The organism is Pseudohaliea sp. (assembly GCF_040217025.1).
Taxonomy (GTDB): domain Bacteria; phylum Pseudomonadota; class Gammaproteobacteria; order Pseudomonadales; family Halieaceae; genus Pseudohaliea.
Map to the genome: position 1 here is coordinate 36,505 of NZ_JAVJOA010000001.1, position 24,386 is coordinate 60,890.

Genomic DNA, 24,386 nt, shown 5'->3' on the forward strand with positions numbered 1-24,386 from the left:
GCGCTCCTCGAGTAGTTGAAAATCAGGGGCGCAGCCGCCCGGGGCGCGCCATTGTAGTCGACCCGGTGCGCCCGGGGACAGCGGCTGCAGCATAGATGGGGAAGCCAGGCGGGGCGACCGGTGATAGGCTATGGCTCCGTCCGCCAGGACGCCCGCAGGCATACAGGAAAAAGGAGCACCCCCATGCCTCAACCGCTGCGCCGCGTCGCCCGGCTTACCCCCGCCTGCCTGGTGTTCCTCGCCGCCTGCCAGGGCGGCCCCGCCGACGACGGCGGCTACCGGGCCGAGGTGATTCGCACCAGCCACGGCGTCGCCCACATTACCGCCGATGACTTCGGCAGCCTCGGCTACGGCGAGGGCTACGCCGCCGCCGAGGACCACGGCTGTCACATCGCCCGCGGCCTGGCGGCTGCCCGCGGCGAGCTGGCGCGCTACTTTGGTCCCGGCGACGAGCAGCGCAACGTGGTGTCCGACAGCGTTGTCCGCGCCATCGGCATCCCGGCGCAGGCGCGGGCCGCCTTCGCCGCCGAGGACGCAACCAACCGCGACTGGCTGACCGGCTACACGGCGGGCTACAACCGCTACCTCGCGGAGCAGGGCGAGGCCGCCCCCGGCAGCTGGTGCGCCGGCGAGGACTGGGTGCGCCCGGCGACGCCGGAGGACTTCACGGGCCGCATGGTACTCCTGGCCCAGACCCTGCCGCGCATGGCCGGTGCCCTCGCGGCGGCCCAGCCGCCGGCGGCGGCCAGCACGGCGGCGGTGAGTGACCGGCTGGTCGAGGAGGCGGCGGACGCCATGGCGCTGTCCGGCCTCGGCTCCAACGCCTGGGCCCTCGGCAGCGAGCGGACCGAGAACGGCCGCGGCCTGCTGCTAGCCAACCCGCACTATCCCTGGTACGGCGGCAACCGCTTCTGGGAAAAGCACCTGACCATTCCCGACACCCTCGACGTCTACGGCGCCCACCTCCTCGGTGCCCCCGGTGTGGCCATCGGCTTCAACCGCGGGGTGGCCTGGTCGCACACGGTGTCGGACAGCGAACGTGTCGTGCTCTACCAGCTGGACCTTGTGCCCGGCGAACCGACCAGCTATTTCCTCGAAGGTGAGCCGCGATCCATGACCTCGCGCACGGTCAGGGTACCGGTACTCGGCGAGGACGGCGCGGTCACGGAGATCGAGCGCACGCTGTGGTTCAGCCATCTCGGACCGGTCCTGGTCATGCCCGGCATGCCCTGGACCGAGACCACGGCGTTCACGGCCCGCGACGCCAACGCCGAAAACACCTACCTCCTCTCCCAGTGGCGGGCCATGAACCTGGCTACCGACCTCGACAGCTTCATCGAGGCGCATCGCCGCTGGAACGCGATGCCCTGGGTCAACACCATGGCGGCGAGCGCCGACGGCCGCGCGCTCTACCTGGACAATTCCACGGTCGGCAACCTGAGCGAGGAGGCGATCAGCCTCTGGCAGGAGCGCCTGGCGAGCGACCCGCGCACGGCGAACCTGTACGCGGAGCGGGGCATGATCCTGCTGGACGGGAGTGACAGTCGCTTCGCCTGGGTGGACGTGCCCGGCACACCGGTGCCCGGCACCGTACCCTTCGAACGGCGGCCCCGCCTGGAGCGCCGCGACTACATCTTCAATGCCAACGACAGCTACTGGCTGACCCAGCCGGCGGCGCCGCTCACCGGCTACTCGCCCCTCTACGGCCCGGAGGCCACGGCACGCAGCCTGCGCACGCGCATGAACGTGCAGCTTCTCGCCCCCGACAGCGCCTACGGCTATGCCGGCGAGGACGGCCGCTTCAACCGGAAGGAAATACAGGAAGCGCTGTTCTCCAACCGCAGCCTCGCGGCAGAGTTGCTTAAGGACCGGCTGGTCGATGCCTGCCGGGCCACGCCCACCGTGACCGTCGACGGCGAGCGCCGCGACCTCGCGGCGGCCTGCGACGCCCTCGCCGCCTTTGACGGCCGCTTTGACGAGGACAGCCGCGGCGCCGTGCTCTTCCGCGAGTGGCTGAGCCGCTACGAGTACGCGGAGCACTTCGATGCCGGCAGCCTCTTCGCGGAGCCCTTCGACGCGGCGCGACCGGTCACCACGCCGGCAGGGCTCGCCGACGCGGCGCGGGCCCTGGAGCAGCTTGCCGCTGCGGTCGCGGTCCTCGAGGCCGCGGGGCTGCCGGTCGATGCCCCGCTCGGTGCGGCACAGGCGGCCTACCGCGGGGACGAGCGCTTTCCCGTCCACGGCGGTAACCGCTACGAGGGTGTGGCGAACCTGCAGGTATCCGCGGCGCCCGGCGAGCCACTGCTGCCGGCAGACCTCGGCCACCCCAATGGCGATCTCGATACCGCCCCGGTGGCCGACTCGCGGCTGCTCACGGCCTCGGGCTACCCCATCGTGCACGGCAGCAGCCTCATCCTGACGCTCGCCTTCGAGGAGGCGGGGCCCGTGGGTGAGGCTTTGCTGACCTACAGCCAGTCGGGCGATCCCGCCTCGCCCTGGTTCAGCGACCAGACAGCGCTTTACCGGGCCAAGACCTGGCGGCCCGTACACTTCACGCGCGAGTCGGTCGAGGCAGATCTGCAGTCGCGCCAGGTACTCCGGGGGCCGCGGGACTGACGACGTGAAAGTTCTCGTCACCGGCATCGCCGGCTTCATCGGTTTCCACGTCGCCCGGGCGCTGCTCGCCCGCGGCGACCGGGTCCTTGGCGTCGACAACTTCAACGACTATTACGACGTGCAGCTGAAACGCGACCGGCTGGCGGCGCTGGCGCCGGGCGCCGGAGACCGCCTCGAAACGGTGGAGCTGGATATCGCCGATGCGGCGGCGCTGCGCTCGCTGGTGGCCGACGAAGGGCCGGACGCCGTCGTACATCTCGCCGCCCAGGCCGGTGTGCGCTACTCGCTGGAGCACCCCCACGCCTACACGCACAGCAACATCAACGGTTTCCTCGCCGTGCTCGAGGCCTGCCGTCATCACCCGGTCAAGCACCTCGTGTACGCCTCGTCGAGCTCGGTCTACGGCCTCAATGCCCACATGCCCTTCTCCGTGCACGACAACGTGGACCACCCGGTGTCGCTCTACGCGGCGACCAAGAAAGCCAACGAGCTCATGGCCCACAGCTATGCGCACCTCTACGGCATACCCACCACGGGGCTTCGCTTCTTCACGGTCTACGGGCCCTGGGGCCGGCCGGACATGGCCTATTTCCTGTTCACCCGTGCCATCCTCGCGGGCGAGCCGATCAGGGTCTTCAACGCCGGTGAAATGGCGCGGGACTTCACCTACATCGACGACATCGTCGAGGGCGTGGTGCGGGTGCTGGACCGCCCGGCCACCGCCGACCCCGCCTGGTCCGCCGCTTCGCCGGACCCCGGGAGCAGCTGCGCGCCGTACCGGGTGTTCAACATCGGCAATAACCAGCCGGTACGCCTGCTCGACTTCATCGATACGATTGAGGCGGCGCTGGGCCGCGAGGCCGTGAAGGATTTCCAGCCCATGCAGCCCGGTGACGTCACGGCCACCTGCGCCGACATCGATGCCCTGGGCGCCTGGACCGGCTACCGCCCCTCGACGCCCCTCGCCGAGGGCCTGGCGCAGTTCACGGCCTGGTACCGGGACTACTACGGACAGAGAGAGGACAGCAAACAGCCATGAACGTGGTCATGATCGGCGCCGGTTACGTGGGCCTCGTCAGCGGGGCCTGTTTCGCCGAGTTCGGCGCCCGCGTCACCTGTGTGGACAAGTCACCGGAACGGATCGCCGCGCTGTCGCGCGGCGAGATACCCATCTACGAGCCCGGTCTCGACGACCTGGTTGCGCGCAACGTCGCCGGCGGCCGGCTGCATTTCAGCGGCGAGCTGGCCGGCCCGGTGGCGGCAGCCGACCTGGTATTCATCGCCGTCGGCACCCCGACGCGCCGCGGTGACGGTCACGCGGATCTCCAGTACGTCTACGCCGCCGCCACGGAGCTGGCGGCCCACCTGAACGGCTACACCGTGATCGTCGACAAGTCGACGGTGCCCGTGGGCACCGCCCGGGAGGTGCAGCGGCTGGTGCGCAAGGCGAACCCGGGGGCGGACTTCGACGTGGCCTCGAACCCCGAGTTCCTGCGCGAGGGCTCGGCAATCGGCGACTTCCTGCGCCCGGACCGGGTGGTGCTCGGGGTGGAGTCCGAGCGTGCCGAGGCTCGGCTGCGCGAGCTCTACCGGCCCCTGAACCTCATCGAGGCGCCGATCCTGGTGACGGACCTCGAGAGCGCGGAGCTCATCAAGTACGCGGCCAATGCGTTCCTCGCCACCAAGATCAGCTTCATCAACGAGATCAGCCAGCTCTGCGAGGCGACCGGCGCGGACGTGAACCTGGTCGCCAAGGGCATGGACGGACGCATCGGGCCCAAGTTTCTCCACGCCGGGCCCGGCTACGGCGGCTCCTGCTTTCCCAAGGATACGCTCGCCCTGATCCGCATCGCCCAGGAGCATGGCCTGTCGAGCCGCATCGTGGAGGCGACGGTGGAAGTGAACGCCTCGCAGAAGGCGCGCATGGTCGCAAAGATCCGCCAGGCCCTGGGTGGCAGCGAAGCCGACAAGCGCATCGCGGTACTCGGCCTCACCTTCAAGCCGGAAACGGACGACATGCGCGACGCGCCCGCGCTCGCCATTCTCCCGGCGCTCGCGGACAAGGGCGCGCAGGTCGTCGCCCATGACCCGCAGGGAGTGGACGAGGCCCGCGACCTGCTGCCGGACACGGTGCATTACGCCGGTACCATCGAGGAGGCGCTGGAGGGCGCCGACGCCCTGGTGCTGCTGACCGAGTGGAACCAGTACCGCGGCCTCGACCTCGCCCGCACCCGCGAGCTGATGCGCGGCAATGCCTTCATCGATCTGCGCAACGTGTACGAGCGGAAGCTCATCGAGGGCGCCGGCTTCGCCTACACGGCCGTGGGCCGCTAGGAAGACGCGCCCGCCGGCGTCAGGCTGCCGGGAAACCCTCCGGGTTCTCACGCTGCCAGCGCCAGGCGTCTTCGCACATGCGCTCCAGCCCTAGGCGCGCCTCCCAGCCGAGCAGCGTGCGGGCGCGCTCCGGGTCGGCGTAGCAGCAGGCGATGTCGCCGGGGCGCCGTGCCACCACCTTTGCCGCGATGGGCCGGCCGCTGGCCCGGCGGAACGCCTCGACCACCTCGAGTACCGAGTAGCCGCGCCCGGTGCCGAGGTTAAGCGCCAGTGGCGCGTCGCCGCGGACCTGCTCGAGCCCCTCGAGCGCCGCCGCATGCCCGGCGGCGAGATCCATGACGTGTATGTAGTCACGCACGCCGGTGCCGTCGGCGGTCGGGTAGTCGTCGCCGTAGATGGAGAGACAGTCTCTCCGGCCGACGGCGACCTGGGCGACGAAGGGCACGAGGTTGTTCGGTACGCCCCGGGGGTCTTCGCCGATCAGGCCGCTCTCGTGGGCGCCCACCGGGTTGAAATAGCGCAGCGTCATCAGCTGCCAGCCGGACCCGGAAGCGGCCAGGTCCTTGAGAAGCTCCTCGACCATGAGCTTGCTGCGACCGTAGGGGTTGGTCGCCCGCAGCGGCGCGTCCTCGCGGATCGGCACCTCGTCCGGGTCGCCGTACACCGTCGCGGAAGAGCTGAAGACCAGCCGCCGGATGCCGCAGTCGGCCATCGCGCCCAGCAGGGACAGCGTGCCACCGACGTTGTTGTCGTAGTAGCGAAGCGGTTCTGCGACGGACTCGCCGACGGCCTTCAGCCCGGCGAAGTGGATCACCGAATCCGGCCGCTCTCGTTCCAGTACCTGGCGCACGGCCGCCCCGTCGCGCAGGTCCACCGCATGCACGGGCATCGCTTTCCCGGTAATGGCCTGCAGGCGTGGCAGCACCCCCCGGGAGCTGTTGCTGAAGTTGTCCAGCAGAACGACCTCGGCGCCGCGCGCCGCCAGCTCGACGGCGCAATGGGCCCCGATGTAGCCGCAGCCACCGGTCAACAGCACTTTACCCTGCATGCGAATCCTCCCCTGGCGCCAGTCTAGCGGGACCCCGGCCTAAGCGGAACGTCCCCACCGCCAGGCGGCTGCCGGGCGGCGAGCAGTTCCTCGAGCTGGCGCAGCATCCGCGCCGTATCCGCGGGTGTGGACAGCCGGTGGTCAGCGTCCTTCACCAGCGTGAGCGCCACGTCCCCCGCCAGCGTATCGAGGAGGGCCAGGGATTCGCTGGCGGACACGCTGGCATCTGCCGTGCCGTGAATGATGCGCACGGGCACCGGCAGCGACAACGCGGAGCCATCGAGCAGGCAATGGGATCGCCCCTCTTCGAGCAGCTGCCGGCCGATCGCATAGGGGCGCTCGCCGGGATAATCGCTCGGCAGTTCGCAGGCGCCCTCCGCGGCGAGCTGGGCCAGCCGCGCCTCACCGAGCTGCCGCGGCAGCAGCCGCTCGGTGAAATCTGCCGCCGGCGCCAGCAGCAGGAGCCCGGTACAGCGCTCCGGCCGCCGCCGGGCGAGCAGCAGCGCCAGCCAGCCGCCGAGGGAAGAGCCGACGAGGACCTGCGGCCCTTCGGCGGCCGCATCGAGCACCCGCGTCGCATCGTCCAGCCAGCCGCCGATCGTCCCGTCCACCAGCCGGCCGCCGGAGTCGCCGTGGCCGCGGTAGTCGAAGCGCGTGAAGGCCCGTCCCGCGCTCACGCACCAGCGGTCGAGGGCCGTGGCCTTGTTGCCGCGCATGTCGGAGTTGAAACCGCCGAGAAAAAACACGCCGGGGTCGCAACCGCGCTGCTGGCAGTAGGCGAGCGGCGTGCCGTCGACGGCGCTGAGAAAGCGCGCGATCTGCTCACTTACCATCCCTTCAGGCATAGCCAACCCTCCGCCTCATTACTTAATGGTCTGCTGGACGCTCGAAAACCGCCATGCTACTTTCACGACAGCCTGAAACAAAGCGCATGAAAGGCTGAAACAAGGCGGTTACAGCGACTGCCGGCGAGGTCCCCCGATCACGTATTCGTGCAGGGACCACGAGGGGGCAACACAACCTCGCCGCAGAAGCACAACGCTGTGCCCGCATTACCCTGAAAAACTGTTCCCGGGAATCGGGGGTAACAATGAGAACCGAGACAGCGCCCTGGCGCCCTGTGCAGCCCGCGGAAGGCGCCGGCCGATGAACCTGTCGATCTCCGGCAAGATCAACCTGCTGATCACCGCGCTGGCGGTGACGGCCGGCATCAGCCTCGTCCTCTTCATCGGCCAGCGCGAGTACGCCCACCAGCGCGACCAGCTGGTCCTCCAGGCCTCCACCGCGGTCTCCGGCCAGCCACACCTGCAGCTCACGCTCTACTTCCGCGAGCCGGCGGAGATCAACGCCGTGCTCGATCAATTCCTCAAGCTGTCGCCGGCGGTGCGCCACGCCGTACTCCGGGACAGCGTCGGCGATGTCATCGTCCGGGCGGACCGGCCCTGGGCCGAGGGCACGCTGTTGCCGCGCTTCAGTGATGCCCGCGGCGACCGGTCCCCGCTCGAGCAGTCGCTGTTCACTCACCACAGCCGCTTCGCACCCCCGGGCTTCGCCGCCGTGGCGGCGATCACCGGTGGCGAAACGGTAACCGAGTTGATGCTGCCGATCACGTCCCTCGTGAACCCGACCGTGCCCGGTCTGTCGCGGGAGGATTTCGCATTGACCCTGGCCAATCCGAACCAGGTGAACAGCATCTTCGTCAGCGGCTACATCGACCTCGGTATCAGCAGCCTGATGCTCGTTGCGCAAACCGTTCCCGCGGTCACCCTGTCGGCGGGCTTCGGCCTGGCTATCGTGCTGTTCTGTGCCCTCATCGCCCGCTTTACCACGCGCGGTATTACCCGTCCCCTGAGGGAGATGGCGGCGGTCGCCGACGACATCGCCGCGGGCAAGCAGGCCGAGATGCTGAAGATTCGCGGCAGCGGCGAAATCAGTGATATCGCCAACGTCCTGAACACGGTCATCGCCGGCATGGCGGGGGAGAAGCAGCGCATGCACACGGATCGGCGGCTGCTGTCGATGAAAGTGGATGAGCGCGATGCGCAGCTGACCGAGCGGCAGCAGAAGCTGGACCGCGCGGTGAAGCGGGTGACCGAGACCAAGGACCGGTTGCGGCACCTCGCCTACTTCGACACGCTGACCTCCCTGCCCAACCGGCGCCTTTTCACCGAGCAGCTGTCGCTGCTGCTCAAGCTCGCGGCACGCAACAAGCAGCAGGTCGGCCTGATGCTGCTGGACCTCGACAACTTCAAGCGCGTCAACGACTCCCTCGGGCACCGCGCCGGCGATGAACTGCTGAAGGAGGTGGGCAACCGGCTGGCCAAAAGCGTCCGCGAATCGGACGTTATCCACCGCAATGCCGACGACGAGGCGCGCATGGATCTCTCGCGCATGGGCGGCGACGAGTTCACCTTGGTGCTCAACCAGCTGGACCACGCCGAGGGCGCGAGCCGCGTGGCCGCACGCCTCGCCGAGGCTATCGCCCGCCCCTTCTCGTTGAACGGGCAGGAGATCATCATCACCTGCTCCATCGGCATCGCCCTGGCCCCCGAGCACGCGGAGGATGTGGAAGGACTGCTGCGCGCGGCGGACACCGCCATGTTCAACGCCAAGAAGCAGGGGCGGAACCGCTACCTGTTCTACCGGGAGGACATGGAGGGAGCGAACCTGGAGCGCCTGAAGCTGGAAACGGAACTGCGCAAGGCCCGGGAACGCGACCAGCTGCTACTGCACTACCAGCCCCAGGTCGACTCGCGCAGCGGCGAAATCGTCGGCACCGAGTCGCTCGTGCGCTGGCAGCACCCGGAGTTCGGCATGGTCCCGCCCTTCAAGTGGATCGACCTCGCCGAGGAGCTGGGCATCATCAACGAGATCGGGGAGTGGGTGCTACGCCGCGCGTGCGCGGACCTGGTCTCGCTCCGCGAGGAAGGGCTCCCCCTGCCCAGGGTTTCCGTGAACGTCTCGGCACTGCAGTTCACCGACGGCTTCGTCGATCTCGTGGGGTCCGTGCTCGAGGATACCGGCCTGCCGCCGGAAGCGCTGCAGATCGAGCTCACCGAGGGCATCATGATCGGCAGCCAGAACGGCGCCGTGCGGATCGTCGAGGACCTCAAGGCCCTGGGTGTTCGGATCGCCATCGATGATTTCGGCACGGGCTATTCGTCCCTCAGCTACCTCACCCGGCTGCCCCTGGACGAGCTGAAGATCGATCGCAGCTTCGTACTCGGGCTCGCCAGGGGTGAGCGCAACGCCGAGCTGGTCCGCGGGATCATCGCCATGGCCAGGAGCCTGCATCTCGAGCTCGTTGTCGAGGGCGTAGAGAGCCCGGAAGAGCTCGCCTTTTTCCAGCACGAGGGCGCCGAGGTGATCCAGGGCTACCTGTTCAGCGCGCCGGTACCGCTGGAGAGGCTGCGCCCCCTGCTGCAACCGGCCTACTTCGAGCGGCAGATCGACCGCCTCACGCGCAAGCTCGCCAGCGGCGACATCCAGCTCGAGCAGGCTTGAGCAGGCCGGGGCTACTGCTGGCCCGCCTGCGCCTGGCGCTGCTTCAGTGCCTGGATCTTGGTCAGGTTCTGCTTGTAGGCATCCGTGATTTTCTCGATGCCGGATTCGGTCAGGCCGCCGTCGTTGCCCGCCACGCTGTAGATCGCGTGCAGGGCCGAGGCCGACATGAGGGACCAGGACACGACGTCGACGCCGATGCCCTCGTTTTTCATGCTGTTGGCGAGTTCGATAAAGCGCTCCATGCACGCCTGGTGCTGCTCGTGCCTGTCTTCGGCCATGGGCCCGGTCTCCGTGGAATTTGTGAGGGGCGGAGTTTACCATTGTCTCCGCGCGGCTTCCGGCCGCTTCGGCGAGGCGCCGTCCTCGGCACCCCGATCCCAGGCTGAAGGAACCGACGCCCGCATGCCCACCCCCCGACGCCTCTGCCTGTTCGCGCTCGCCGTGCTCGCCGCCGGCGCGGCCGCGCAGGAGGACGGGGAACGCTCCCGGGAATGGCGTGGCGAGGTCGGCGTCGGCGCCGAATACGACACCAATGTTTCCGTGGACGAGGTGGACGTGACCTCCGGCGAGGCCGATTCCGCCTGGCTCGTGGACTTCGAACTGGGCGTCACCCAGCCCCTCGGCAAGCAGACCGATCTGAATCTCAACTACGACTTCAGCCAGGCGACCTACGAGCGTTTCTCCCGGGTCGACCGGCAGACCCACATCCTGGGCGCGGATATCGGCACCGACCTGGGCAAGGCCAACACCGGCGTCTCGGCCTACTACATCAACTCCCGCCTGGATGGTGAGCCTTTTCTCGAGTACCTGCGCCTGTCCCCGTCGCTGTCGGGCTTCCTGGCCAAGAAGTGGTTCGCCCGGGGCGCCTATGTCTTTTCCGAGCGCACCATCGAGGACCGCGCCGACCGGGACGCCACGACTCATTCCGGCGAGGCGGACCTCTACTACTTCCACCGCGGCCTGCGCAGCTACTTCAACATCGGCTACCGCTACCGGGACGAGGACGCGACGGCCGCGCGCTTCGATTTCCGCTCCCACGGGCTGAAGCTGCGCTATATACGCCGTTTCGACCTGTTCGAGCGCCAGGCCAAGGTGGAGCTCGCCTGGCGCTTCGAGGCCCGGCGGTACCTTTCACCGACGCCGAGCATCGGCGAGGATCGGGAGGACGATCGAGCGCGCTGGAAACTGGACCTGGAAGTGCCGCTGACGCGGCGGCTGGCGATACAGACCTACGCCAGCTACGGGAACTATGAGTCGAACCTGCCGCGTGCCGACTTCACGCAGACCATTGTCGGCGCGCGGCTGAGCTACGGCTGGTAGCTCAGTTCGCGGCGAGCGTCAGCAGGCCGTAACCGTAGATATCGTCGCGGCCCGGCGGCCCGAGGTCGAGAGCGCTGCGATAGAGCAGATCGACGATGTTATCCGCGGGCTGGAGCTGGCGCAGCCGCGCCGCGGCGGTAACGGCGAAGGGTACGGCGAAGGAAGTGCCGGAGGACGCCGCGTAGCCGCCCCCCGGGCGCGCGTGGCGCAGGTCGACGCCCGGCGCGGCCAGGGCCAGGTAGTCGCCGCGGTTGGCGAGGCGGAATACCCGCTGCCCCGCATCCACGGCCGTAACCGCCACCACCGAGCCGTAGGCCGCCGGGTACATGGGCCGGGCCATCGGGCCGCCGTTGCCGGCCGCCGCCATGATCACCACGTTCTCCCCGGCGGCGCGCTCGAGTGCCGTTTCCAGCAGCCGGTTCGGCGGGCCGGCGAGGCTGATGTTGATGACGTCGACGCCGGAGGACATGAGCCAGTCCACCGCGCGGATCAGGCTCACCGTGCTGGCAATCTCGCCCTGGTCCCGGTCGAGCTCGAATACCGAGGCCGCATAGACCTCGGCCTTCGGCGCGAGGCCCAGGTAGTCGTCGGCACTGCCGGCGATGATGGAGGCGATTGCCGTACCGTGCTCCGCCGGCATCTTCGCACCGGGCCGCGCGAAGGAGCGGGTGCTGATGCTCGAGCGCGCCAGCGCCGGGTGGCTGAGGTCGACATCGCTGTCGATCATGCCGACGCGCAGGGACAGGTTGTCCAGGTCTGCGGGGGGCGGCATGGCCGTGCGCGGCAGCACGCCAGCGCCCTCGGCAACGAGCGGCGCACCCGCGGTGTAGATGTGGTTCAGGTCGACCTCGGCGCGGTCCTTGCCCACCACGTCGAGAACGCCCTGGCGAACCTCGGTGATATCGAAGCTCGAGGGGGCGGCGACCTCGGCGAGGCGCAGGCCCAGCCCCGGCAGCTCCGTCACCGTGTCAAACAGGTAACCCTGCTCGTCGAGTTCCTCGAAGACCGCCGGCTCGGCCATGACCAGCCACTGCTCCTTGAGGATCCGGTCCTCGTTGACCTCGAGGTGACTTTCCAGGTCCTCGACGATCTCGTCGATCTCGGTCTCGAGGCGCTCTTCGATGGCGGCGACGACCTGAGCCTCCACGTCTTCTTCCACGGCGCTTTCCACCGCGTCCTCCACGCCCGCTTCCACGTCGTCCTCGACGCTGGCGGCGACCGATTCTTCCACCGCTTCCTCGACACTGGCAGCAACGGATTCCTCCACTGATTCCTCGACGGTCTCGGCGACGCTCTCCTCGACGGATTCCTCCACGGTCGCCTCGACCGATTCCTCAACGGATTCTTCCACCGAGGCCTCGACGGACTCCTCGACCGTGGCGGCCACCTCCTCCTCCACGGTCTCCTCGACGCTCTCCTCGACGGACGCCTGCACGGACTCCTCGACAGTGGCGGCGACCTCTTCCTCGACGGACTCCTCGACCGTCTCGGCGACGCTTTCCTCGATCGACTCCTCGACCGTGTCATCCACCGACTGTTCGATGGTCTCCTCGATGTCTTCCTCGATATTCTCCTGGATGTTCTGCTCGGTAACCTGCTCGACCTGGTCCTCGACGACGTCCGCGACTTCTTCCTCGACAGCATCTTCGACCGCTTCTTCGACGACCTCCTCGACCTGTTCCTCCACCTCGTCCTCGATTTCCTCCTCGACCGGGTCGGGCCCGAGGAAGCCCCCCACGGGCAGCTGAGCCCGGGCGGGGGCGGTGCTCAGCGCGAGAGCCACCGCCAGGGCGAGGGCAACGGCGGGCAGCCAGGCAGCCAGCTCGCGCAGGGCTTGCGCGGGCAGGCGAACTGCTGCTGGCTTGGAGGGAAAGTCCGGGTATCGATTCATGTTCTGTACCTGCGGCGAGGCAAGGCCGCTCGGGCCGGGAATCCGCTACGTTGACGGACCGGGGGCAGATAAATTCCAGCCGGTGGAATAAACTGGCGCACCCGATCGTCCTCAAAGTGTAGCAGGGAAAGCATGTCGTCGCTCAACGCCAGGCAGCGCAATGACCTGATGGCCGAACTCCAGGGCCTGAGGCGCTTCTGCCTGTCGCTCACCGGCGCAGTGGCCGACGCGGACGACCTCCTGCAGGCAACGGTGGAGCGCATGCTCGAGAAAGGCATGCCCGAGGACGCCCACACCGCCAAGTGGGTCTACCGGGTCTGCAAGAACATCTGGATCGACGAGATGCGCTCCAGGGAGGTTCGCCAGCGCTACTCCCCGGCCGTGCAGGCGGGCACCGATGACACGGTGCCCTCCGCGGAAGTACAGGCCGGCGGCGAGCGCAACCTGCGGGCCGTCAACGAGGCGCTGGGCCGGTTGCCGGACGAGCAGCGGCTGGCCCTGATGCTGGTGACCATTGACGGCAAGAGCTACGCCGAGGCGGCGGAGATCCTGCAGGTGCCCGTGGGGACGATCATGAGCCGGATCGCCCGGGCGCGGAAGAACTTATTGACGGACAGCGCCCTCAGGGACCTTTGACGCCGGGGCGGGCAAGACAGGTGAAGACGATGACGGACCGGGATTACGAACTGCTGTCGCAGTACCTTGACGGAGAGCTGGATGCCGGGGCGACCGCTGCCCTGGAGCACCGGCTGGCCAACGAACCCGACCTCGCCGATCTCCTCGCGCGGCTCCGCCGCCTCGACGCCCACGTCGCCGCCAGTGTCTGCGCGGCCGCCACGGACAGCGTCCCCGAGCATGTCGCCGCCCTGCTGCACGACGACGGCAAGGTGGTCCCGCTGCGCCGCCCGCTCAAGCGCGCGGCCTGGCCGGCGGCCCTCGCCGCCTCGGTGGTGGCCACCCTCGCCCTGCTGCTGGTTCCCGGCGAAGACGGCCGGCAGCCCCTTACCGGCAGCGACGCCCTCCTCGCCGGCGCGCTGGAATCGGAACCGTCGCGCGCCGACGGCTGGGTCGCGCTCGCCGACGGTCGCGCGCTGCAACCGGTACTCACCTTCCCCGACCGCGACGGCAACTGGTGCCGCGAGTTCCTGCTCCGCGACGATGACCAGGACTGGCGCGGCGTCGCCTGCCGGGAAGCGGGTCGCTGGGAAACCCAGGTCGTCGCCCGGGAAGCCTTCCTCGCCGCCGAAGAGGCCTACCGCCCCGCGGGCGCCAGCGACAACGACAAGGTGGCCGGCTTCATCACCCGCAATGCCGCCGATATCGCCCTCGGCGCCAGCGAGGAGCAGGCGCTCATCGCCAGCGACTGGCAGGACGCCCGCTAGCACCCGGCACGCAGCGCACTCGGCCCACTCAAAGCAGTTCACTCCAAGCAGTTCCCACAGCAGCCGATCGCGGCTGCTGTAGCGCTTCTGCGGCTGCCTTGGCTGCGTTAGCTAGCAACACTGACTGGACTGAACGATTACCGGGAAAGGAAAAACAGGTAAAGAAAAGAAACGCGGGGCCCGCAGGCCCCGAGGACCGCGGGCAGGAGCGCTAGCAAGAACTGCCCGGCGGTTCCCGCTACCTGCAGCGCGTCAACGCATGCCGGCGACCCATGTCGCCGCCGAACATACCGTGCACAGGCAGCCTTGAGAGGATGAGGAGCACGCCTACCGCCCCGGGATGACCCTATGCTGGGACTATCCCGGACCCAATGGCTGGAAGGCGCTCCCTCATGAGGGTTTCACTCCACCCTTGCCTTGTTGACGGGTGGTAGGGGACCTTATTCCAGCAATATGCGGGCAGGGGCGAATTTTTTTCAGGCGGGCCGCTTCACGAGCTTGCGGCGGGAGTGCTCCATGAGCGCCCAGAGGATGTTGCTGGAGCTGACCTGCCCCACCAGCGCACCGTCCTCGATCACGGGACGCCGGCGCTGCTTGGTGCGCAGCATGTCCTGGGCGACCTCGACGATGTTGTCCCCGGGGCGACAGGCATTGACGTCGGCGGTCATGGCCTCGTGCACGAAGGACATTTCCGGGTCGCCATCGTTGTAGATCGCAGCGAGTACCGCCTCGATGCAGTCGAGCTCGGAGAGGACACCGACCGGGCGCCCGCTGTCGTCAACGACGGTGACCCCGGTGAGCTTGTACTCCACGAGCGTCTCGATGGCCTGCACGAGGTTGGCATCGCGGTGGATCGTCAGCGGCTTGCGCCGCATGCAATCGGCAATCTTGGTCGGTTGCGGCATCGGCTGGCTCCTTGAGCGCGTCTTGTATCGGCGACGTTACCGCCGCCGCGACGCCGAGTCCAGCGTGGGCCGCGAACCGCGCGAGGCGTGCTATCGTTGGCCCGTTCCGGCTACCACGCACAGTCCAGGGAGAACATCATGAGCAAGGGTTTCGCTTTCAACGGCGCCGTCGTCTGGATCACCGGTGCCTCCTCGGGCATCGGCGAGGAGTTCGCGCGCCAGGCCGCGGCGAAAGGCGCGAAACTGGTCCTCTCGGCCCGGCAGCAGCCGGAACTCGAGCGCGTGCGCGATGCCTGCCTGGCGGCGGGCTCGCCGGACGTACTGGTGCTGCCCCTGGACGTGCTCGACCATGACGCCATGACGGCGAAGACCCGCGCGGTCGTCGATCACTTCGGCCGTATCGACCTGCTGGTGAACAACGCCGGCATCTCGCAGCGCTCGTTCTGCGTGGACACCGACTTCTCCGTCTACCGGCAGATGATGGAGATCAACGTGCTCGGCCAGATCGCCCTGACCCAGGCGGTGCTGCCGGTGATGCTCGAGCAGGGCAGCGGCCATATCGCGGTCACGGCCAGTGTCGCCGGCAAGGTCGGCGCGCCGATGCGGACCGGGTACTGCGCCGCCAAGCACGCGGTCATGGGCTTCTTCGACGCCCTGCGCACGGAGGTCGCCGCCGACAACATCGCCGTCACCACCATCACCCCCGGCTTCATCCGCACCAACGTTGCCCGCAATGCACTGACCGCGGACGGGACCCCCCTCGGCAAGGACGACGACGACATTGCCGGCGGCATGGCCGTGGAGGACTGCGTGCGCGAAATCGTCGCCGGTTTCGAGGCGGGCACGCCGGAAATCGCCGTCGGCGGCGAGATGGAGCTCGGGCTGCTCAGGCTCAAGCGTGAAAACCCGGAACAGGCCTTCGACCTGCTGGCACAAATGGCGGCCGATGCCCGCGCGAAGACCGCCGGCTAGCGGGGCGGCAGCAGCGCCGGCGGCAGGGGCGCGCGCCGGCCCTGCGGGGTCGGCCCGTAGTGCGCAGCCAGGTAATCGAGGATCGGCTCCTCGTCGTCACCGAGCGGCCAGAGACCCTGCGTTTCCTGCATCCAGCGGATCATCGTCTGCCAGCCGGCACGGTCGGCCCGGTTCTGGATCACCAGCCGGGCGCCGTGGCAGACAGTGCAGTGCCGGCTGACCAGGGCTGCCCCGGGCGCAACCACCAGCCCCTCCGCCAGCGGCGCATCTTCCGCTGCCGCGACCAGGGGCAGGAGCAGGCACAGCGCCAGCCGGATACGCACCTCAGGCCACCCGCACCGCGATACGGTGGCAGGCGTTGTTGAGGTATCCGCGCGGGTTCCAGCCCGGCACAACCATGGGCTGGGCGCGGCCCGCACTGTCCGCGGCCCTGGCCCAGACCTCGTAATAGCCGGCCCGGGGGAAACGCAGCTCGCCGCGGAAGCGCTGCCAGGCCAGGCGGTTCGGCGGCGGATCGAGCGTGGCCGGCTGCCAGGTCTGACCGAAATCGATGGACAGGTCCACGCGCGCCACGGCCAGGTCGCCGGCCCACGCGTGGCCGCGAACCGCCAGCGGACTGCTGCCGTGATCAATGCCCGAGCGCGGAAAGGTGATCAGTGACTTCACCGGCATGGACTCGATGATGCACATGGCGTCCGCGGGAACGGATGCGCCGGGCCTCACCGGGTCGCAGGGAACCCGGTAGGACTGGCCGCCCATCTTGGCGCCGTCATGCACCCGGTCGCGGATGCCGAGCCGGTTCACCCACTTGCCCGACGCCGAGGCCGGCCAGCCGCCCGCGACGAGGCGCAGCGGCGCGCCGTGCAACAGCGGGATCGGCTCGTCGTTGAGCGCCCAGGCCAGCAGCGTCTCGTCCTCCCGGGCTTTTGCGATGGGGATGCCGCGGCTGATGGCCTCCTTTGCCGGATCGCCCGAGAGGTGGCTGTCGGCGCCGTGATAGGCCACGTACACAGCGCCCTCCCCCACGCCGGCCGCGTCGAGCAGCTCGCGGAGCCGCAGGCCGGTCCACGCGCCACAGCTGACCGCGCCCGTGGTCCACTGGTTGCCGCGGGCCGGCGGATTGAACTCGTGGCGGCCGTTGCCGCCGCACTCGAGCACGAGCCGGTAGCGGTAAGCCTGGAAGCGCGCCTTCAGTTCGGCCAGGGTAAACACCAGGGGCCGGGGCACGGCCTCACCGTCGATCACCAGCCGCCAGCCTGCCGCGTCAATGCCCGACGGCGGCAGGCCATTGTTGCGCACGAACATGTGCGACGCCGGCGTGACCGGGTCGTCGAGGAGGTGGGCGGGTGTTTCGGCGTTCAGAGGACGGTCGTTCAGGATGCGCAGGCCCGGGACCTTGCCGGGGATGACGAAGTCGCTGTCGCTGTCCGCCAGCGCCGCCGGAATCAGGCCTGCCGGCATCAGCGGTGCAAAAGCCACCTCTGCGCCGAGTAGCGCGGCCATGCGCCCGGCGCCGCCCAGGAACCCCCGGCGCGTGACCGGATCGGAGCGTCGGCCGAAGGCAAGCCAGTCCGCCGCAAGCGGGTCTTCCCGGAAAAGTTCGTGCAGCCCGCGGTCGTGTCTTTTCATGCTGTTTCTCCCAGAACCGGTGACCGGTGCGGTATCGCCGCTAGAGCGTGCCAACGCCTGATCGGCTACCATCGTGCCATGCCCCGCACCGCCGCCCTGATGCTGTTCCTCGCCCTGTTGCTCCCGGGCTGCGGGGGCTATGAACTCAAGAATATCGCAAAGTCGGACATCGACCTGGTCACCGACGAGTTCATCGACGAGACCCGCGCACTGGTGCGGGAGCTGACAGAGAAGCTCTATGCGCGCAACCCCGGGGAACTGCGCAAGGTGGCCGGCATGACGGTGGAGCGACGCCTGCAGTTGCTCAAGGACACACCGGGACCGCTGGACTTCCCCGAGCTCGGGGGCCGCGAGGGCATCGTCGCCCTGGAGGTGGTGTTCAACCCGGCCTTCGAGGGAGACCGGGTATTTGCCCTTGTCGCCGGCCTCGGCGGCATGCTGCGCCAGGCCTACGGCTATAACACGGAGACCTACCTGCTCTCGGAGCCGCTGGAGCCGGAAGCGCTGAAGACCAGCGCGCGCAATATCGAGATCCTCGTGTGGCGCCTGAAAAACACGCGCCGCGCCGACGGCCGGCCCTTCCTGGTCACCAGCGAGTACCGCGGGGTGGTGGACAACCTGTCCTTCGAGCGACTGTTCGGCAAGCTCATCGCCCTGCAGGAAATGATGGCGCGCATCGCGGGGGACGCCGGCGACCGCCGCGTCACCCGGGCGGTGCACGCGGCGTCCTCCATGTTCATCCCCCTGCCGATCTAGCTAGCACGGCCGCGGACCGCTGAAGAACAGGCGGCGCGGGCCTCAGGCGGCCGCCTTCGTCTCCTCGGCGGCACGCTCCCGGGCGATCTGCGGCGGCTCGAAGCGCTCGCCGTAGGCCGCCGCGAGCTCCTCGCAGCGGGCGACGAAGCGGCCGTAGCCGTAGGTCTTCACGAACTGCAGGAAGCCCCCGGTCCACGGCGGTGCGCCGATGCCCATGATGGAACCGATGTTGCCGTCCTCCTCGGAGCGCAGCACGCCCGACTCGAGGCACTTGAGCGACTCGATCACCTGGCGGAACAGGAGCCGGTCCTTGACGTCCTGCTCGGGCACGCAGATTTCCGGGTTGTAGTAGAGCTCGAGGAGCTTCGGCCAGATGGCCCGGCCGCCGTCCCCGGCGTACTCGTAGAAGCCGCCGCCGTGGTGCCGGCCGCCACGACCGTATTCTTCCACCAGCGTGTTGATGACGCCGCGGGTCACGCTGCCGTCGCCCCACTGGTCGAGTACTCCCATTTCCTTCCAGGTCTGCTGCGCCTTGCGGGTCAGCTCCAGGCTCACCTCGTCGTAGACCTGCAGCGGGCCCACGGGCATGCCCACGGCCTTGCCGAGGTTGTCGATGAGTACCGGGTGCATGCCCTCGGCAAGCAGCCGCACGCCCTCGTCGAGATAGGTGCCGAAGGTGCGCGAGGTGAAGAAGCCGAGGGAGTCGTTCACGACGATCGGCGTCTTGCGGATCTGCTGCGTGTAATCGAACGCTTTCGCCAGCGCCTCGTCGGAGGTCTGCTCACCCATGATGATTTCCACCAGGGGCATCTTGTCCACCGGGGAGAAGAAGTGGATGCCGATGAAGTTCGCCGGCTTTTCGCTGGCCTCTGCCAGCTGCGTGATCGGCAGGCTGGACGTGTTCGAGCCCCAGACGCCGCCCTCGGCAAGGTACTGCTCGCTCTTGCGGGTGATCTCGTGCTTCAGGGCCATGTTCTCGAAAACGGCCTCGATGATGAGGTCACAGCCGGCGAGATCCGCGTCCTCGGCCGTGGGCTTGATCAGGGCCAGCACCTCGCTGCGCTGCTCCGGGGTCATGCGGCCGCGCTCCACGCGCTTATCGAGGAGCCCCTCGGAATAGGCCTTACCCTTTTCGGCCGCCTCGAGGGAGACGTCCTTGAGGATCACCTCGATGCCCGCCATGGCGGATACGTAGGCGATGCCCTGCCCCATCATGCCGGCGCCCAGCACACCGACTTTCTTCGTGCTGGTCTTCGGAATCCCGTCCGGGCGGCTCGCGCCGCCGTTCACCTTGTTCAGCCCGAAGAAAAAGGTGCTGATCATGTTCTTCGCCTGCGGCGTGGTCACCAGGTGGGTCAGGCCGCGGGATTCGACGACGAGGGCGGTCTCCAGGTCCAGGCGCGCCGCCTGCACCGCCACGTCGAGAATCTTCTCCGGCGCCGGCAGCAGGCCGCGGGTCTTCTGCCGCAGCATGGCCGTGGCGGCCGGAATAAGCTGGGCGATCTTCGGCGAGTTGGCATCGCCGCCGGGAATGCGGAAGCCCTTCCGATCCCAGGGCTGCACCGCCGCCTCGGGGTCGTCGCGGTTGGCGAGGATCCAGGCCTTCGCCGCCGGCACGAGTTCCTCCTTCTCACGCACCACGTCGTGGATCATGCCTTCGTCCAGGGCCTTGCCCGGCGCGATGCGCTTGCCTTCCAGGAGGTAGGGCAGGGCCTTCTCGAGGCCCAGCAGCTTGGTCAGGCGGACCACGCCGCCGCCCCCGGGCAGCAGCCCCAGGGTGACCTCCGGCAGGCCGAGCTGCACGCTCTTGTCGTCCCAGGCGATGCGGTGGTTGCAGGCCAGGCAGAGCTCGAAGCCGCCGCCGAGGGCGGCGCCGTTGATGGCTGCAACTACCGGCACCGGCAGTTTCTCGAGGCGGCGCAGCTGGTCTTTCACCGTATCGATACCGCCCTTGAAGCGCTCGACATCCGCCGGCGTCACCGCCAGCAGCTCGTGGAGGTCGCCGCCGGCGAAGAACACCTTCTTGGCAGACGCGATGACGACGCCGGTGAGGCCGTCTTCCTGCTCGAGGCGGGCGACGGTCTCGCCCATGGCCTCGCGGTACTCATCGTTCATGGCATTGACCGGCCCGGTCATGTCCATGGTGACGATCACGATGCCGTCGGCGTCCTTGTCGTAGTGGAACACGCTCATGTCTTGAATCCTGTCCGTAATGGCTGCAAGTGCGTCAGACGCGCTCGATGATGGTGGAGATGCCCATGCCGCCGCCCACGCAGAGGGACAGCATGGCGCGCGTGAGGTCGCGGCGCTCCAGCTCGTCGAGCATGGTGCTGACCAGCATGGCGCCGGTCGCCCCCAGCGGGTGGCCCATGGCGATGGCGCCCCCGTTGACGTTGGTGACGCTGTGGTCGATTTCCAGGTCGCGCATGTAGCGCAGGGCGACCGAGGCGAAGGCCTCGTTGATTTCCCAGAGATCGATATCCGCGGTGGTCATGCCGGCCTTCTTCAGGCACTTCTTCGCCGCCGGCCCGGGGCCCGTGAGCATGATCACCGGGTCCGTGGCGAGGACGGCGGTGGCGACGATGCGGGCACGGGGTGTCAGGCCGAGGTCCTTGCCGGCCTTTTCGCTGCCGATGAGCACGGCACTAGCGCCGTCGACGATGCCCGAGGAGTTGCCGGGCGTATGCACGTGGTCGACGCGATCCAGGGTCGGGTACTTCGCCAGGATGACGTCGTCGAAACCCAGGCCGCCCATCATCGCGAAGGAGGGGTTGAGCTGGGCGAGGCCTTCCTGGGTCGTGCCCGGCTTGATGAAGTCGTCGCGCTCGAGGATGGTGAGGCCATTCTCGTCGACCACCGGCACCACCGAGCGGTCGAACCAGCCGCTGTCCCGGGCGTGGGCGGCGCGGCGCTGCGACTCGACGGCGAAGGCGTCGACGTCCTGGCGGCTCCAGCCCTCCAGGGTGGCGATGGTATCGGCGCCGATGCCCTGGGGCACGAAGCCGGTCTTCGCGGCGAAGGCCGGGTCGCCGCCCATGGGGCCGCCGTTGGAGCCCATGGGAACGCGGGACATGCTCTCCACCCCCCCGGCCACCACCAGGTCCTCCCAGCCGGAGGCCACCTTCTGTGCCGCGATGTTCACCGCCTCCAGACCCGAGGCGCAGAAGCGGTCGAGCTGGACACCGGCGACCGATTCGTCCCAGTCGGCGTTCATGACGATCATCTTGGCGATGTCGCTGCCCTGCTCGCCGATGGGCGTTACGCAGCCCATGACCACGTCATCGACGTAGGCGGTATCGAGTTCATGGCGCGCCTGCAGGGCCCGCAGCAGGCCCGCGCCGAGGTCGATGGGCTTGACCTCGTGCAGGGTGCCTCCGGGCTTGCCCTTGCTGCGGGGGGTGCGCACGGCGTCGTAGATATAGGCTTCGTTCGGCATGGTCTCGTCCCGTGGGGTCCACTTGAGAGCCCGCATTCTGCCGCCCGCGGCTCGCGGGGGGCAATGACGCCAGCGCCCCGCCCAATTGACCGAAAGTGACAGCGCCGCGAGCGCCGCCGTGCTATCCTCGCGGCCCCGCCCGCGGCATGGACAGGAACGGATGGGCAACGCGACGATCAACTACGGCGATGTCTTCGACGCCAGCTTTCACCGCATTCTCGGCGACGGCGCCTTCAATCCTGCCTTCACGTCCCGCTTTTACGAGATCTTCCTCGGCAGGGACCCGGCTATCGCCGACCGCTTCGCCAACACGGACATGAGCGCGCAGAAGACGATGCTGCACGACTCCCTGTTCACGCTGGTGGACTTCTACCGCAACCGCGTGCTCACGCCGCAGCTGCGCCGCCTGGCCGCCATTCACAGCCGGGCCCAGCACGATATCCCGGCGGACCTCTACGACCGCTGGATGAACGCGCTGGCCGCCGCCGTGGCGGAATTCGACCCGGAATACGACGAGGACGTGGGCCTGGCGTGGCGCCTGGTCCTCTCCCCCGGCATCACCTACATGCGCTATTCCTACGACCGCTGAGGCCCCTGCCGTGATCCGCGCACTACGCATCGTCCTGCTGCTTGCCGTCGCTGTCCCGGGGGCGGTACTGGCCGCCCCGCCGGACCACGCGCCCTGGACCGCGCTGCTCGAAGCGCACGTGCGCCCGATCGACGGCGGTGCGAGCACCGTCGTGGACTACGACGGCTTCGCCCGGGACCGGCTCGCCCTCAATCGCTACCTCGACAGCCTGTCGGCGGTGACGCAGGCGGACTTCGACCGCTGGGGTAACGACGAGCAGCTCGCCTTCCTGATCAATGCCTACAACGGGTACACGATTGCCCTCGTGCTGTCGGGCTGGCCGGACCTCGAATCGATCAAGGACCTCGGCGGCTGGCTGCGCACCCCCTGGGAGAAACGCTTCTTCCGCCTGCTCGGCGAGCGTCGCTCCCTGGACGACGTGGAACACGGGCTGATCCGCGGCAGCGGCCGCTACGAAGAGCCGCGGATCCATTTTGCGGTGAACTGCGCGAGCATCGGCTGCCCCGCGCTGCGCCGGGAGGCCTACCTCGGCGCCCGCCTCGACGCCCAGCTGGAGGACCAGGCCCGGCGCTTCCTCGGCGACGAGAGCCGCAACCGGGTCGAGGACGACGCCGTGGCCGTCTCGCCGCTGTTCAAGTGGTACCGGGAGGACTTCACCGCCGGCTGGCGCGGGGCCGACAGCCTCGGCGCCTTCCTAGCGTTGTACGCCGATGCGCTCGGACCGCAAAGCGCAGATCGTGCCGCCCTCGAGGCCGGCGACCTGCCCGTGCGCTTCCTCGACTACGACTGGAGCCTCAACAGCGCCTCTCCCCCCCGCGAGCGCTAGCGTTCGCGCAGCCAGGCGAGCAGCGCCGCGCGCTCCGCGTCCGCCATGGCCGTCACGTTCCCCAGGGGCATGTAGCCGGTCCCCAGCGCCGTCGCCGCGCGGGCGGCCGCCGCGTCCACGGCGGCCAGGGTCTCCAGCTCGAGGCCCAGGGGAGCGGCGGCCATGCCGGGCCAGCTCGGTGCCTGCGCGTGGCAGACCGTGCAGTGCGTCTGTACCAGCGCCAGCGCCTCGGCATCGGAGAGCCGCGGCCCCGCGCCTGCCACGGCGCGGCTGCCGTCCCAGGCCAGCCAGCCGGCCACGGCCAGGAAGCCCGCGAAGGCGATCACGAGAATCGCGGGGCGCACGATGCCCCGATGTCGCAGGTTGAAGAAGTGGCGCGCGAAAGCCGCCAGCGCGAGCAGCAGGAACAATAACAGCGGCGCGGCGCGATGACCGTAGAGCACCGGGTAGTGATTGCTGATCATGCACAGCAGCACCGGCAGCGTGAAGTAGTTGTTGTGCGTCGAGCGCAGCTTGGCCTGGGCCAGCCCCGCCAGCGGCGGCGCTCCCCCGCTCTCCAGGCTGTGCACGAAGGCCCGCTGCGCCGGGATGATGCCGAGGAAGACATTGCCGGCCATGACGGTGCCGAGCAGCATGCCCACGTGCAGGGCCGCCGCGCGCGGCGCGAAGAGCTGGAAGGCCAGCCAGCACACCAGCGCCGTGAACGCGACCATGAGGCCCGCGAACAGCCCCTGGCGCGCGCCCAGCGGGCTGCGCAGCAGCACCTCGTACACCGCCACACCCGCCGCCAGGAACAACAGGCTGGCGAGCACCGCCGCCCCAGGCCCCGGCACCCAGGTGTCCTCGCCGGCGAGCAGCGTCGGCGCCTGCAGGTAGTAGACGAGGCAGAGCAGGAGGAAGCCGGACAGCCAGGTGGCGTAGGCCTCCCAGTAGAACCAGTGCAGCCGGTCGGGCATGGCCGGAGGCGCCCCCCGGTACTTGCTCACCTCGTAGATGCCGCCGCCGTGGAAGGACCAGAGGTCCCCGGCGACGCCGGCCCCGGCCTTCTCCGGCGGCGGTGCCTGCAGCGAGTTGTCCAGCCAGATGAAGTAGAAGCTGGCACCGATCCAGGCGATGCCGAAGATCAGGTGCGCCCAGCGCACCAGCAGCGCCGCGAGATCCCAGAGCGTCGCCTCCAC

The 24,386-nt window shown here is 68.8% G+C and carries 21 protein-coding genes; 11 read left to right on the plus strand and 10 right to left on the minus strand.

Going from position 1 to position 24,386, the window contains the following annotated elements; genetic code table 11:
- The first annotated feature begins 183 nt into the window (after positions 1-183).
- From RKE50_RS00155 to RKE50_RS00165, 3 genes are read left to right on the plus strand one after another with little or no spacing between them, the layout of a single operon-like run.
- Positions 184-2,616 carry an acylase gene (locus tag RKE50_RS00155; RefSeq protein ID WP_350033387.1) on the plus strand — a complete coding sequence of 811 codons (2,433 nt, stop codon included), beginning with the start codon at positions 184-186 and terminating at the stop codon, positions 2,614-2,616.
- Between the two features lie 4 nt (positions 2,617-2,620).
- Positions 2,621-3,655, plus strand: a complete 1,035-nt coding sequence (locus tag RKE50_RS00160; protein ID WP_350033388.1) for an NAD-dependent epimerase — start codon at positions 2,621-2,623, stop codon at positions 3,653-3,655.
- Positions 3,652-4,950 (plus strand): UDP-glucose dehydrogenase family protein, encoded by a 1,299-nt coding sequence (locus RKE50_RS00165; RefSeq protein ID WP_350033389.1) that lies wholly within the window; start codon positions 3,652-3,654, stop codon positions 4,948-4,950. Before RKE50_RS00160 ends, RKE50_RS00165 begins: the two co-directional genes overlap by 4 nt.
- Positions 4,951-4,969: 19 nt before the next feature.
- Here RKE50_RS00165 and galE read toward each other — a convergent pair whose 3' ends face one another.
- Together galE and RKE50_RS00175 are read right to left on the minus strand one after the other, a co-directional pair.
- Positions 4,970-5,998 (minus strand): UDP-glucose 4-epimerase GalE, encoded by a 1,029-nt coding sequence (gene galE, locus RKE50_RS00170; RefSeq protein ID WP_350033390.1) that lies wholly within the window; start codon positions 5,996-5,998, stop codon positions 4,970-4,972.
- Between the two features lie 23 nt (positions 5,999-6,021).
- A complete protein-coding gene (locus tag RKE50_RS00175) occupies positions 6,022-6,843 on the minus strand; it encodes an alpha/beta hydrolase (RefSeq protein ID WP_350033391.1) in 822 nt (273 codons plus the stop codon).
- Between the two features lie 301 nt (positions 6,844-7,144).
- Between RKE50_RS00175 and RKE50_RS00180 the strand changes: the two genes are divergently transcribed.
- Entirely contained in the window at positions 7,145-9,502 is a 2,358-nt protein-coding gene (locus RKE50_RS00180) for a putative bifunctional diguanylate cyclase/phosphodiesterase (RefSeq protein WP_350033393.1), read from the plus strand.
- A gap of 11 nt (positions 9,503-9,513) precedes the next feature.
- Here RKE50_RS00180 and RKE50_RS00185 read toward each other — a convergent pair whose 3' ends face one another.
- Positions 9,514-9,780 carry a DUF3144 domain-containing protein gene (locus RKE50_RS00185; protein WP_350033394.1) on the minus strand — a complete coding sequence of 89 codons (267 nt, stop codon included), beginning with the start codon at positions 9,778-9,780 and terminating at the stop codon, positions 9,514-9,516.
- Between the two features lie 124 nt (positions 9,781-9,904).
- Here RKE50_RS00185 and RKE50_RS00190 point away from each other — a divergent pair, with 124 nt between their 5' ends.
- Positions 9,905-10,822, plus strand: a complete 918-nt coding sequence (locus RKE50_RS00190) for a hypothetical protein (RefSeq protein ID WP_350033395.1) — start codon at positions 9,905-9,907, stop codon at positions 10,820-10,822.
- A gap of 1 nt (position 10,823) precedes the next feature.
- Here RKE50_RS00190 and RKE50_RS00195 read toward each other — a convergent pair whose 3' ends face one another.
- On the minus strand, positions 10,824-12,713 hold the full coding sequence (locus tag RKE50_RS00195) for a S8 family serine peptidase (protein WP_350033396.1): 1,890 nt from the start codon (positions 12,711-12,713) through the stop codon (positions 10,824-10,826).
- A gap of 132 nt (positions 12,714-12,845) precedes the next feature.
- On the opposite strand from RKE50_RS00195, the gene RKE50_RS00200 reads away from it, so the two are divergent.
- Positions 12,846-13,349 carry an RNA polymerase sigma factor gene (locus RKE50_RS00200; RefSeq protein WP_350033397.1) on the plus strand — a complete coding sequence of 168 codons (504 nt, stop codon included), beginning with the start codon at positions 12,846-12,848 and terminating at the stop codon, positions 13,347-13,349.
- A 20-nt stretch (positions 13,350-13,369) separates the two neighbouring features.
- Positions 13,370-14,095, plus strand: coding sequence for an anti-sigma factor family protein (locus RKE50_RS00205; RefSeq protein WP_350033398.1), 726 nt, complete (start codon positions 13,370-13,372; stop codon positions 14,093-14,095).
- Positions 14,096-14,571: 476 nt separating this feature from the next.
- Here the strand turns inward: RKE50_RS00205 and RKE50_RS00210 are convergent, their stop codons facing one another.
- Positions 14,572-15,000 carry a CBS domain-containing protein gene (locus tag RKE50_RS00210; RefSeq protein WP_350033399.1) on the minus strand — a complete coding sequence of 143 codons (429 nt, stop codon included), beginning with the start codon at positions 14,998-15,000 and terminating at the stop codon, positions 14,572-14,574.
- A 138-nt stretch (positions 15,001-15,138) separates the two neighbouring features.
- Here RKE50_RS00210 and RKE50_RS00215 point away from each other — a divergent pair, with 138 nt between their 5' ends.
- On the plus strand, positions 15,139-15,972 hold the full coding sequence (locus RKE50_RS00215) for an SDR family oxidoreductase (protein ID WP_350033400.1): 834 nt from the start codon (positions 15,139-15,141) through the stop codon (positions 15,970-15,972).
- Here the strand turns inward: RKE50_RS00215 and RKE50_RS00220 are convergent.
- A complete protein-coding gene (locus tag RKE50_RS00220) occupies positions 15,969-16,295 on the minus strand; it encodes a hypothetical protein (RefSeq protein ID WP_350033401.1) in 327 nt (108 codons plus the stop codon). The two genes, RKE50_RS00215 and RKE50_RS00220, sit on opposite strands and share 4 nt — an antisense overlap.
- Position 16,296: 1 nt before the next feature.
- Positions 16,297-17,601 (minus strand): sulfite oxidase, encoded by a 1,305-nt coding sequence (locus tag RKE50_RS00225; RefSeq protein WP_350033403.1) that lies wholly within the window; start codon positions 17,599-17,601, stop codon positions 16,297-16,299.
- A 78-nt stretch (positions 17,602-17,679) separates the two neighbouring features.
- Here RKE50_RS00225 and RKE50_RS00230 point away from each other — a divergent pair, with 78 nt between their 5' ends.
- Positions 17,680-18,357, plus strand: coding sequence for a hypothetical protein (locus RKE50_RS00230; RefSeq protein WP_350033404.1), 678 nt, complete (start codon positions 17,680-17,682; stop codon positions 18,355-18,357).
- Between the two features lie 42 nt (positions 18,358-18,399).
- Here the strand turns inward: RKE50_RS00230 and RKE50_RS00235 are convergent, their stop codons facing one another.
- Together RKE50_RS00235 and RKE50_RS00240 are read right to left on the minus strand one after the other, a co-directional pair.
- Positions 18,400-20,550 (minus strand): 3-hydroxyacyl-CoA dehydrogenase NAD-binding domain-containing protein, encoded by a 2,151-nt coding sequence (locus RKE50_RS00235; protein WP_350033406.1) that lies wholly within the window; start codon positions 20,548-20,550, stop codon positions 18,400-18,402.
- A gap of 34 nt (positions 20,551-20,584) precedes the next feature.
- Complete coding sequence (locus RKE50_RS00240; protein ID WP_350033407.1) at positions 20,585-21,793, minus strand: acetyl-CoA C-acetyltransferase; 1,209 nt, start codon at positions 21,791-21,793, stop codon at positions 20,585-20,587.
- A gap of 160 nt (positions 21,794-21,953) precedes the next feature.
- On the opposite strand from RKE50_RS00240, the gene RKE50_RS00245 reads away from it, so the two are divergent.
- A complete protein-coding gene (locus tag RKE50_RS00245; protein WP_350033408.1) occupies positions 21,954-22,382 on the plus strand; it encodes a globin family protein in 429 nt (142 codons plus the stop codon).
- Positions 22,383-22,392: 10 nt separating this feature from the next.
- Positions 22,393-23,208, plus strand: coding sequence for a DUF547 domain-containing protein (locus RKE50_RS00250; RefSeq protein WP_350033410.1), 816 nt, complete (start codon positions 22,393-22,395; stop codon positions 23,206-23,208).
- Here RKE50_RS00250 and RKE50_RS00255 read toward each other — a convergent pair.
- Positions 23,205-24,386: a urate hydroxylase PuuD gene (locus RKE50_RS00255; protein WP_350033412.1), complete on the minus strand. Its 1,182-nt coding sequence runs from the start codon at positions 24,384-24,386 to the stop codon at positions 23,205-23,207. The genes RKE50_RS00250 and RKE50_RS00255 overlap by 4 nt on opposite strands.

What these genes read in the sequence shown, in the direction of transcription:
- RKE50_RS00155 (WP_350033387.1), top strand. Translation starts at nt 184, where the DNA reads ATGCCTCAACCGCTGCGCCGCGTCGCCCGGCTTACCCCCGCCTGCCTG.
- RKE50_RS00165 (WP_350033389.1), top strand. Translation starts at nt 3,652, where the DNA reads ATGAACGTGGTCATGATCGGCGCCGGTTACGTGGGCCTCGTCAGCGGG.
- galE (WP_350033390.1), bottom strand. Translation starts at nt 5,998, where the DNA reads ATGCAGGGTAAAGTGCTGTTGACCGGTGGCTGCGGCTACATCGGGGCC.
- RKE50_RS00175 (WP_350033391.1), bottom strand. Translation starts at nt 6,843, where the DNA reads ATGCCTGAAGGGATGGTAAGTGAGCAGATCGCGCGCTTTCTCAGCGCC.
- RKE50_RS00180 (WP_350033393.1), top strand. Translation starts at nt 7,145, where the DNA reads ATGAACCTGTCGATCTCCGGCAAGATCAACCTGCTGATCACCGCGCTG.
- RKE50_RS00185 (WP_350033394.1), bottom strand. Translation starts at nt 9,780, where the DNA reads ATGGCCGAAGACAGGCACGAGCAGCACCAGGCGTGCATGGAGCGCTTT.
- RKE50_RS00190 (WP_350033395.1), top strand. Translation starts at nt 9,905, where the DNA reads ATGCCCACCCCCCGACGCCTCTGCCTGTTCGCGCTCGCCGTGCTCGCC.
- RKE50_RS00195 (WP_350033396.1), bottom strand. Translation starts at nt 12,713, where the DNA reads ATGAATCGATACCCGGACTTTCCCTCCAAGCCAGCAGCAGTTCGCCTG.
- RKE50_RS00200 (WP_350033397.1), top strand. Translation starts at nt 12,846, where the DNA reads ATGTCGTCGCTCAACGCCAGGCAGCGCAATGACCTGATGGCCGAACTC.
- RKE50_RS00210 (WP_350033399.1), bottom strand. Translation starts at nt 15,000, where the DNA reads ATGCCGCAACCGACCAAGATTGCCGATTGCATGCGGCGCAAGCCGCTG.
- RKE50_RS00215 (WP_350033400.1), top strand. Translation starts at nt 15,139, where the DNA reads ATGAGCAAGGGTTTCGCTTTCAACGGCGCCGTCGTCTGGATCACCGGT.
- RKE50_RS00225 (WP_350033403.1), bottom strand. Translation starts at nt 17,601, where the DNA reads ATGAAAAGACACGACCGCGGGCTGCACGAACTTTTCCGGGAAGACCCG.
- RKE50_RS00230 (WP_350033404.1), top strand. Translation starts at nt 17,680, where the DNA reads ATGCCCCGCACCGCCGCCCTGATGCTGTTCCTCGCCCTGTTGCTCCCG.
- RKE50_RS00235 (WP_350033406.1), bottom strand. Translation starts at nt 20,550, where the DNA reads ATGAGCGTGTTCCACTACGACAAGGACGCCGACGGCATCGTGATCGTC.
- RKE50_RS00240 (WP_350033407.1), bottom strand. Translation starts at nt 21,793, where the DNA reads ATGCCGAACGAAGCCTATATCTACGACGCCGTGCGCACCCCCCGCAGC.
- RKE50_RS00245 (WP_350033408.1), top strand. Translation starts at nt 21,954, where the DNA reads ATGGGCAACGCGACGATCAACTACGGCGATGTCTTCGACGCCAGCTTT.